General features: G+C 55.4%; 5 protein-coding genes, 1 tRNA gene, 1 rRNA gene and 1 pseudogene (1 of these 8 only partly in view). 5 read left to right on the forward strand and 3 right to left on the reverse strand.

The annotated features are described in order from the left end of the window. Window positions 1-41: 41 nt before the first annotated feature. Window positions 42-1,028 (reverse strand): trigger factor, encoded by a 987-nt coding sequence (locus LRS06_RS15300; RefSeq protein WP_257872266.1) that lies wholly within the window; start codon window positions 1,026-1,028, stop codon window positions 42-44. Window positions 1,029-1,191: 163 nt separating this feature from the next. Continuing rightward, a tRNA-Leu gene (locus LRS06_RS15305) sits at window positions 1,192-1,273 on the reverse strand. 250 nt (window positions 1,274-1,523) lie between these two features. On the opposite strand from LRS06_RS15305, the gene LRS06_RS15310 reads away from it, so the two are divergent. From LRS06_RS15310 to LRS06_RS15325, 4 genes and pseudogenes are all read left to right on the forward strand, one after another. After that, a complete protein-coding gene (locus tag LRS06_RS15310; protein WP_257872267.1) occupies window positions 1,524-3,731 on the forward strand; it encodes a bifunctional (p)ppGpp synthetase/guanosine-3',5'-bis(diphosphate) 3'-pyrophosphohydrolase in 2,208 nt (735 codons plus the stop codon). A 137-nt stretch (window positions 3,732-3,868) separates the two neighbouring features. Then, on the forward strand, window positions 3,869-4,342 hold the full coding sequence (locus tag LRS06_RS15315) for a Fur family transcriptional regulator (RefSeq protein ID WP_196956418.1): 474 nt from the start codon (window positions 3,869-3,871) through the stop codon (window positions 4,340-4,342). Further along, window positions 4,339-4,686: an STAS domain-containing protein gene (locus LRS06_RS15320; protein ID WP_257872268.1), complete on the forward strand. Its 348-nt coding sequence runs from the start codon at window positions 4,339-4,341 to the stop codon at window positions 4,684-4,686. The genes LRS06_RS15315 and LRS06_RS15320 overlap by 4 nt, the downstream gene beginning before the upstream one ends. Further along, a pseudogene (locus tag LRS06_RS15325) lies at window positions 4,686-5,956 on the forward strand (adenylosuccinate synthase). The gene LRS06_RS15320 and the pseudogene LRS06_RS15325 overlap by 1 nt, the downstream one beginning before the upstream one ends. A 214-nt stretch (window positions 5,957-6,170) precedes the next feature. Here LRS06_RS15325 and LRS06_RS15330 read toward each other — a convergent pair. Then, window positions 6,171-6,731: a hypothetical protein gene (locus tag LRS06_RS15330; protein WP_257872269.1), complete on the reverse strand. Its 561-nt coding sequence runs from the start codon at window positions 6,729-6,731 to the stop codon at window positions 6,171-6,173. Window positions 6,732-6,864: 133 nt separating this feature from the next. Here LRS06_RS15330 and LRS06_RS15335 point away from each other — a divergent pair. After that, window positions 6,865-7,097, forward strand: a 16S ribosomal RNA gene (locus LRS06_RS15335); it runs 1,282 nt beyond the window's last position.

Consider the following 7,097-nt stretch of genomic DNA (forward strand, 5'->3'; position numbering starts at 1 on the left):
TCAGCTCCCGCTCATAGTCGTTGTAATGCTCTTCTACCTGCTCAGCCGTGAGTTTGCCTTCGTTGGCACGGAGCAGCCAGCTTCTTGAAGAACTCCGTCGAAACCTTGATTTCGGTGGCGTCTACCACTTTGTCAATAATCTGCCGGTTGATCAGGTTGTCAGCCTCCCGGTCGTAGTTTTCCTGTACCGTGGAGCGCACTTTGGCATCAAACTCTTCCTTCGACGACACGGTGTCTTTGCCAAACACTTTGTCGAACAGGTCCTGGTTGTGCTCGGCGTGGGCCGTGCGGGTAATTTTCTCCACGGCCAGCGTGTAGTCGCCGCTTACCTGGGCAGCTTCTTCCTTGCTCAGGCCCGAGAAGTTGGCAATGGCCGAGGCGTTACCGTCGAAAGCCTTGCTCAGGTCGAAGGTCAGCGTGTCGCCGGCTTTCACGCCTACAAACTGCTCTGCGCCATTCGTTACCTTGTTCGTGGGCAGCAGCACCGTGCGACCTTCGCCTTCCTCGTCGGCTTTCTTCAGCTTACCGAATAGGTAATCACCGGCTTCTGACTCGTCGGGGTTGATGGTTTCGCCAAACTGGCGGCCAATCTGCTCGTAGGTTTCGTTCAGGGTGTTCTCGTCGAGCTCTACCTGGTGGCGGTCCACCGAAATAGCCTGATCGGCAGGCAGCTCGAAGTCGGGCAGCAAGCCCAGTTCAAACCGGAACTCGTAGTCCTTCTGGGCGTCAAAATCCACGTCGGAGGGCACGGGCAGCGGCTCACCCAGAATTTTCACGTTGTTATCCTTGATGTAGCTATCCACCGCCTTGTTGAGCAGGGCGTTGATTTCGTCTACCAGGATGCCTTTGCCGTACATTTTGCGCACCAGGGTAGTGGGCACTTTGCCCGGGCGGAACCCTTTGATCTGCGCTTTCTTGCTGTATTCCTTCAGCTTGCTTTCTACGGCCGGGCTATAGTCAGCTTCGGCGAGCTTTACTGTCAGGATGGCACTCAGCTGGTCGTCGGTTTTGTCGAGGGTAATGTCCAAAACGGGTCGTCGGTTAGGGTAGGTAAGAAAAGGTAGCGTTGGTGGCTGCCAGCCGCCGTGGGCCCAACCCCGCACAGCGGTGGACGCCCGGGAAAAACAAACCCCCAACCGTTGGGTTGAGGGCTAAGGGGAACGGTTTGGGTACTGAACTTAAACCAATAAGTGCGGATGGAGGGACTCGAACCCACACGCCTTGCGGCACCAGATCCTAAGTCTGGCACGTCTACCAATTTCGCCACATCCGCCAAAAGGCCGTTTGCCTCGGGGCCGCAAAGCTACGCAAGGCCGCGGGATTTTCAAACGTGGGCGCGAAATGTGCGCAAAAGTTGTTCAACAATAGCCGCCTGCCGTGCCTGCCTGGCCGTTTTGCCTTGTTAGCCCACGGTTTGACGGCAGCCCGTGAGGTTTCCGGCGAGTGACGTCCTAAACCCGACGCAGGCTTCGTACTTTCGTAGCATCCGTACTTTACCGGCCTTTTGTGGGCTGGCCGCACCTATGGCAACTCCTATCGACCCCGAGGCAGAGCGCAACGAGATTCTGCGCCACTACCGCCGCCTGCTCCGCACAGCCAAGCCCTTTCTGCAGGGCAACGACGCCAAGCTGATCAAAAAAGCGTTCAACACGTCCCTGGAGGCGCACAAGGAAATGCGCCGCAAATCGGGCGAGCCGTACATTTTGCACCCGCTGGCAGTGGCCCAGATTGTGGTGGAGGAAATCGGGCTGGGCACGACGGGCATTGTGGCCGCGCTACTGCACGATGTGGTGGAGGACACGCCCTGGGAAGTGGCCGACGTGGAGCGCGAGTTCGGCAAGAAGGTGGCCCGTATTGTGGATGGCCTCACCAAGATTTCGGGCGTGTTTGAATACGGCACCTCCGAGCAGGCCGAGAACTTCCGCAAGATGCTGTTCACGCTCTCTGAGGACGTGCGCGTGATTCTCATCAAGCTCGCCGACCGGCTGCACAACATGCGCACGCTCGACTCGATGCCGCGACACAAGCAGCTCAAAATTGCCTCTGAAACCATTTACCTCTACGCCCCGCTGGCCCACCGCCTGGGCCTCTACGCCATTAAAAGCGAGCTGGAGGATCTGTATCTGAAGTACACCGATACCGAGATATACAAGGAGCTGGTGAACAAGGTGCGCCAGAGTCGCAGCGCCCGCAACCGCTTTATCAAGGAGTTCGTCACGCCCATCGACGACGAGCTGCAGGTGCAGGGCTTCGACTACGAAATAAAAGGGCGGCCGAAAAGCATCTATTCCATTCTGAAAAAGATGCGCAAGCAGAATATCGGCTTTGAGGAAGTGTATGATCTGTTTGCCATCCGCATTATCCTGGATGTGCCATATGAGCAGGAAAAAGCGGCCTGCTGGCAGGTGTACAGCATTGTCACGGACTTCTACCAGCCCAACCCCGACCGCCTGCGCGACTGGGTGAGCACGCCCAAGGCCAACGGCTACGAAAGCCTGCACACCACCGTCATGTCGCGCGCTGGCCAGTGGGTGGAGGTGCAGATCCGCTCCCGCCGTATGGATGATATTGCCGAGAAAGGCTACGCGGCGCACTGGAAATATAAGGACACCGTCACCAGCCCGGCCGAGTCTAGTCTGGAGGCGTGGATAAACAAGGTGCGCGAAATGCTCGAAACCAATAACTCCAGCGCCCTGGAGTTCATGGACGAGTTCCGCCAGAACCTGTTCGTGAAGGAAGTGTATGCCTTCACACCCAAAGGCAAGCTGGTGATTCTGCCCGATAAGTCTACGGCCCTGGATTTTGCCTTCGAAATTCACTCCCAGATTGGCTTGCAGTGCCTCGGCGCGAAGGTGAATCAGAAGCTGGAGCCCCTCAGCTACCAGCTCCGCAATGGCGACCAGGTCGAAATCCTGACCTCCCAGAAGCAGCGCCCCACCGAGGAATGGCTCAACTACGTCATTACTTCCAAAGCCCGGGGCCGCATCCGCGAGTACCTGCGCGACGACAAGCGCACCAAGGCCGAAGATGGCCGCTACTTGGTGGAAAAGCGACTGGAACTGCTGGGCGTGGAGTTTTCGCCCGACAACGTGAACCGCTTGCTGGCGCACTTCAACGTGTACAACCCCCAGGATTTCTACTACCGGCTGGCTATCGGGCAGATTGACGGGCGTGAAATCAAGGAAAGCCTGTTCGACCCGAACACGGAGCCACCCAAAATGCCTTCCATGCTGGAGCCGAAAGCCTTCGACCATGAAGTGCAGAAAATCCGGGGCGTGAATGCCAACATGCTGGTGATAGGGGAGCAGACCGAGAAGTTCGACTATACCATTGCGCCCTGCTGCAACCCCATTCCCGGAGACGACGTGTTCGGCTTCGAAACGGAAAACGGTATTGTTATCCACCGCACCTCCTGCCCGAAGGGCGTCGACCTCATGTCGAACTACGGCAACCGCATCGTGCGCGCCAAGTGGACGGATCAGTTGGAGCTGGCTTTCCTGGCCGGTCTGCGCATCAAAGGCTCCGATAGGGTAGGGCTGGTAAACGATGTAACGCGCATCATTTCCAACTCCCTGAAGGTGAATATGCGCTCTATTACCATCGACTCCAACGACGGCATGTTCGAAGGCCAGATCATGGTTTTCGTTAACGACACCGACCACTTGAACAAGCTTATTCAGCGTTTATCAAAGGTAAACGGGGTTTTGCAGGTGGAGCGGTTTGCCTCTTAGTATAAAAGAGTCTTAAGAGTACAAGCGAGTATAAGGCTGCAGCAGCGCTCAGTCAGTAAATAACCGAAATCTGTACAGCGGCAAAATCCTTTGCTTACCTACCTTTGTTGCTCCTTATATATAAGGATGCACCCCAAATGCTGGATCAGGAGAAATTTGACGAGGTAAAGAAAATCTTCACCGCGTATTTAGAAAATAAAGGCCTGCGCAAAACGTCGGAGCGCTACGCCATTCTGGAGGAAATCTACTCGCGCACCGGCCACTTCGATGTGGAAGAGCTGTACGCCGGCATGAAGCAGCAGGGCCTGCAGGTAAGCCGCGCCACGGTGTACAATACCCTCGATCTGCTGGTAGAGCACGGGCTGGTCAGCAAGCATCAGTTTGGCCGCAATCTGGCCCAGTATGAGAAAAGCTACGGCTACCGGCAGCACGACCACGTCATCTGCACCGAGTGCCACAAGGTGGTTGAGTTCTGCGACCCGCGCATCCACGGCATCCAAACCATGGTCGGCGAGTTGCTCAACTTCCATATCTTGCACCACTCTTTGAACCTATACGGGGTGTGCGGCGACTGTCGCGCCAAAGCCGCTGCCCGCTCTTTAGCCGAATGAAAACTGAAGCCGCCGTCCAGAACGGCATCCTTTACGTGCGCCTGGCCGGTGACCTGATTGGCTCTCCTGATTCACAGCAGTTGCTGCACACCGTTAACGAGCAGCTAGGTGAAGACGTCACGCTCTGCGCCATCGATCTGTCCCACGTGCGCTTCATCAATAGCACCGGCATCGGCGTGCTGGTATCGGTGCTCACCAAATTCCGCAATCAAGGCGGCGAGCTGGTGTTGATCAACCCCTCCGACCACATTCGGAAGCTGTTGGTCATCACCAAACTCAACGCCATTTTCACCGTGGCCGCTACCGATACCGAAGCGGCCGAACACCTGAAAGCCATACGCTAATGCCTGTTGACGTACTCGTCGGATTACAGTGGGGAGATGAAGGGAAGGGAAAAATCGTAGACGTACTCGCGCCAACCTACGATGCCGTCGCCCGATTTCAGGGTGGGCCCAATGCCGGCCACACGCTTTATTTCGATGGCGTAAAGCACGTGCTACATCAGGTGCCCTCGGGCATCTTCCACTCCCATATCATCAATGTGGTCGGCAACGGCGTCGTCCTCGACCCCGTTGTGTTCCGCCAGGAGCTGCAAAAGCTGACCGATCGGGGCATCGACTGGGCCAAGAACCTTTACATCTCCCGCAAAGCCCAGCTGATCCTGCCCTCGCACCGCGCTCTTGACCGGATCAGCGAAGAAGCCCGAGGCGGCGGCAAGATTGGCTCCACGCTCAAAGGCATTGGCCCCACGTATCAGGATAAAATCGGCCGCACCGGCCTGCGCGTCGGCGACGTGCTGCTCCCAGATTTCCAGGAGCGGTACCAGGAAGCCGTAGCCCGCCACGCCACCCTAGCTGCATTTCACAACCAAGAGTTGGAAATAGAGGCCCTGGAAGCCGACTTTTTTCCGCCGTGGATTTCCTGCGCACCCTACAGCTAGTCGATACCGAGTATCTGCTGAACGATTTGCTGCAGCAAGGCAAGAGCATTCTGGCTGAAGGCGCGCAGGGCTCTATGCTGGACATTGATTTTGGCACTTATCCCTTCGTAACGTCCTCCAGCACCATTGTCGCGGGCGCCTGCACGGGCCTAGGTATTGCACCGCGTCATATAGATAAGGTATACGGCATCAGCAAAGCCTACTGCACTCGGGTCGGGAGCGGCCCCTTTCCCACCGAGCTACACGACGCAGTAGGGGAGCAGATCCGTGCGGCTGGTCGCGAGTTTGGGGCCACTACCGGCCGGCCGCGCCGTTGCGGCTGGATTGATTTGCCTGCCCTCCGCTATAGTATTATGCTCAATGGTGTCACCGAAATCCACCTCATGAAAGCTGACGTGCTGGATGAGTTCGATGAAATCCAGGTATGCACCCACTACCGCGCTGCCGACGGCACCGAAACTGATCAGCTTCCGGACTATGCCGCCTTGCAAACCATGGTACCTGTATATAAGACTATGCTGGGCTGGCGCACCTCCTTGCAGGAAATAACCGACCCAGAGAAGCTGCCGCAGGAGCTACTGACGTACGTTGAATTCCTCGAAGAGCATCTGAATGTCCCCATTCGCATCGTCAGCGTCGGCCCGGATAGAGTGAGCACCCTGCATCGTAAGTAATAGCAAGAAAGGTTCACCATAAGCACAAAGAGAAAGTAGGTGCCTGCTTTCTCTTTGTGCTTATGGTGAAAAAAGCCCTTCTAGTTACACGGAGCAAAGAGTAGATTATAAATACTAGAGACTATGCTTCTCTAACACGTCCGATACAGAGTGCTCCCAGATGTCGACAAATTTTTACTAGACCTTGAACTTAATTACTCCTACAAAAGGTTAACTAACAGTGCGCTTCAAAAGCAGCCACTAAGTTTAAGCAATGCTCCAGGTGCTTTTCTGTAAACAGTATTTGGAAAAGCGAAACGGAAGCCGCACTTTTGCACTCCCAAACCGGAACGCGGCAGGGCATCTCTTCCGGCAAACGCAGGAATAGTCCTATATAGGGCTGGCTTCTGCTATTCATGGGATGCAATTCCGGAATAGAAAAAAGTTTGCCAGCAGGGTTGCAAAAGCGGATACAGGTTTCGTACCTTTGTCCTCCCAAAGCGAAACGCGCTGCGCTGGAAAGCAGAATAACACAAAAATTTATTTTTGTGGAAACTTGCAAAAGGCGGTTGAGTGTTATTACCTTTGCAGCCCGCTTCAACCGGAAGGGGGTGTTGCTAAAGAGCAGGAAGCCGAACGAGAAAAACTTTTTCTTCGGGAATCTTGCTAAAAGCAAAAAGGTTGTTACCTTTGCAGCCCGCTTCGATCGGAAGGGGTAGAATAACCGGGCCGGTTGGCCCACCAGGTTCTTCCAAATGGGAAGGGCACACGTTCTTTGAATGACTGGAATTGACAAATTTGGGTGAGGCTTTCCCGGGCAACCGGGAGAGCAGCAAGACCAAGCGTAACAAAACGAACAGACACGTCAAAATAACGAGTCGGATCAGCACTTGACATCAGCCTGCTTTCGAGCAGGTGTAGGAATTTATACAATGGAGAGTTTGATCCTGGCTCAGGATGAACGCTAGCGGCAGGCCTAATACATGCAAGTCGAACGGGCGGCAGCAATGCCGTCAGTGGCGCACGGGTGCGTAACGCGTAACCAACCTGCCCTTGACTGGGGGATAGCCCGCCGAAAGGCGGATTAATACCGCATAAACCAACAGAGCGGCATCGCTCAATTGGTAAAGATTTATTGGTCAAGGATGGGGTTGCGTAGCAT

This window comes from Hymenobacter sp. J193 (genome assembly GCF_024700075.1).
GTDB lineage: Bacteria > Bacteroidota > Bacteroidia > Cytophagales > Hymenobacteraceae > Hymenobacter.